This window comes from Ruminococcus turbiniformis (assembly GCF_020687545.1).
Taxonomy (GTDB): domain Bacteria; phylum Bacillota; class Clostridia; order Lachnospirales; family Lachnospiraceae; genus Mediterraneibacter; species Mediterraneibacter turbiniformis.
This window is the reverse complement of the sequence record NZ_JAJEQX010000078.1, coordinates 1-2239: the sequence shown is the minus strand read 5'-3', so window position 1 is coordinate 2239 and position 2239 is coordinate 1. Positions and strand designations below refer to the sequence as shown.

The 2239-nt window shown below is 51.7% G+C and carries 3 protein-coding genes; all 3 read right to left on the bottom strand.

Going from position 1 to position 2239, the window contains the following annotated elements:
• Positions 1-156: 156 nt before the first annotated feature.
• Positions 157-501: a hypothetical protein gene (locus LKD70_RS18340; protein WP_033125732.1), complete on the bottom strand. Its 345-nt coding sequence runs from the start codon at positions 499-501 to the stop codon at positions 157-159.
• Positions 498-1289 carry an ATP-binding protein gene (locus LKD70_RS18335; protein WP_033125733.1) on the bottom strand — a complete coding sequence of 264 codons (792 nt, stop codon included), beginning with the start codon at positions 1287-1289 and terminating at the stop codon, positions 498-500. The genes LKD70_RS18340 and LKD70_RS18335 overlap by 4 nt, the downstream gene beginning before the upstream one ends.
• The coding region (locus LKD70_RS18330; RefSeq protein ID WP_407691004.1) for a Mu transposase domain-containing protein at positions 1286-2239 on the bottom strand (954 nt) is incomplete at its 5' end. The genes LKD70_RS18335 and LKD70_RS18330, both read right to left, overlap by 4 nt.

The following is a 2239-nucleotide window of genomic DNA, read 5'->3' as shown; positions in this document are numbered from 1 at the left end:
GCCATCCTGCCAGATGAATGACAGCTAAACAAAGCAAACGCATTCCGTGCTGATGGAGCGTTGACTCCACAGCCGATGACCTGATGTTTTCAGGACATCTTACATAGAGTCATTCCAGCGCATACGCTGTTGACTATAGATTATTACTTTGACAACTTAATACCGGTCGTCATCCTGACCCTGGGCAATCCTTATCATGGAATCCACATGCTCCTTAAATGACATTGGATCTCCGCCATCATAGTAGATCCTCATGTACTCCTGGTACGCCAGGTTATCGTAATGCGGGGTATCCAGATCAGAAAGAATATCAGCTCCAGTGGTCCACTGATGTTCCGGATCAAGCTTCTGGCTCAATTCATATCTGGCCTTTACGGTCTCAGCTTTCAGATGCTGGATGTCTTTCACCATGGAGTCTACGAGTTCCAGGAAGGATTGGATCAGTTCGCAGTTATCAACATCGGGGCATTCGTCCCATGCGGTGTAATCATCCCGGATCATTTGCCATCACCATCCTCTCCGGATGTCTGGATCCCATGGCGTTTTCGCATGGAGACGTGGCCATCAATAAAAACGTCATAGGCGTTGTGGATGATCCTGTCCATGATCGCTTCGGAAATCGGGCTCCCTTCCGCTGATGCGGGGTCGAGCCTGCCATACCATTCGTCCGTATGATACTGGGAACAGAAGATCATGGATCCCTTCTGGCTTTTGATCCGTGCTTCCACAACCTCAAGCAGGTTATAGGATTCCTGCTGTACCAACGGGCGGATGAGCCATTCATCAAGGATGAGAAGATCCACTTTCAGGTAAGAAGCAATGGTTTTCCGGAATTCACCGGTGCCCTTAGCGACATTCAGTTCTTCCAGAAGCTCAGGAAGGCGTACGTAACGTACTTTTTTAAATTTTCTGCAGGCAGCATTGCCAAGTGCACATGCAATGTACGTCTTGCCGCTGCCGCAGGCACCACTCAGGATGATATGCCGCCCGTCATCGATATACTTGCAGGTGGAGAAGCGTGTCAGCTGCGTCTTGTCCAGCTTACGGTCCGGATGGTATTCGATCTCTTCCATACAAGCATTTGGCGCTGAAAATCCGGCATCACGGATGCATTTGGCGAGCTTATTGGCCTGGCGGCGGTTCCACTCTGCATCGACCAGGAGAGCGATCCGCTCCTCGAAGCCGAGACTGCTGTAGGTATCAGGATCGCTCAGCTGGGACTCCAGTTCTTTGGCCATGGCTGAGAACCGCATCTGCTTGAGGGTATCAATCGTTGACTGGTTGATCATATGTTTGCACCCCCTTTCCGGAAAGCATCAGCGCCTCGTGTGATCCCATGGCGGGTGCCATTTTTCGGCACAGGTGCTTCAGCGGCTTGATTGAGGGGAATCTTATCCTGTCCGTTTTTGAGAATGGTGAGGATGCTCCTCAGCGCAGGTGTCGATGAAAAGGCTAATGCACGTTCACAGGCGGCATCCACACGGGCAAGGCCATATCTGTCTGCAGCCTTCATAAGGCTTACACAGTATTTATAGCCCTGCTCCGGCTCCTTCCCGGCTTCCAGGAATTGACGGATCACTGCGGAAACAGAGGAGCCTGCCGACTCAGCCCATGAGAGGAAAGCGTCTTTGTTGTAAGAGAGGTATCTGCGGTGTGCTTCCGGCATATGTCCCGGCACCATAACAGCATCGCGCTGGGCCTTTTTTAAGCGCACATGGGAAGCAACGCGTCCGCCACGGAAGAACACTTCCACGGTATCTCTTGTAGTGCGGATGTCTACGGTCTCGCCGATCAGGTCAAAGGGCACCGAATAACGATTGAGGCCATCGGTGATCGTATAGTCGTTGTGGATCTTCGCTGTGCTCCATGTAGCCAGCTCGTACGGTGCGGGAGGAAGCGGATGCATAAAACTGCGTTCTTCCTCTTCATATGCCGTGTGGCGGTTCCCTTTCCGGGTCTTGAAAGACTTATTGTTCAGAGCCTCAAGCTTCTCTTTTACGGTGGCATAAGCCTCTTCAAAAGAGAGGAAGTGATAATTCCTGATGGCGGCAAGGATCCAGGTCGTGGCAAACTTCACGGAACCCTCTGCATTTGGTTTGTCGTCAGGAGCCTTTGGCCGGGCCGGGACAATCGCCGTATCGTAATGATCGGCCATTTCCTGGTAGGCTCTGGGAATGACGGTTTCATAACGGGTATTCTTGGTTACTCCGGTCTTGAGGTTATCCGGCACAACCAAACG

Excerpts from the sequence above, each read along its gene's own strand:
- LKD70_RS18340 (WP_033125732.1), bottom strand. The coding sequence starts at position 501 with ATGATCCGGGATGATTACACCGCATGGGACGAATGCCCCGATGTTGAT.
- LKD70_RS18335 (WP_033125733.1), bottom strand. The coding sequence starts at position 1,289 with ATGATCAACCAGTCAACGATTGATACCCTCAAGCAGATGCGGTTCTCA.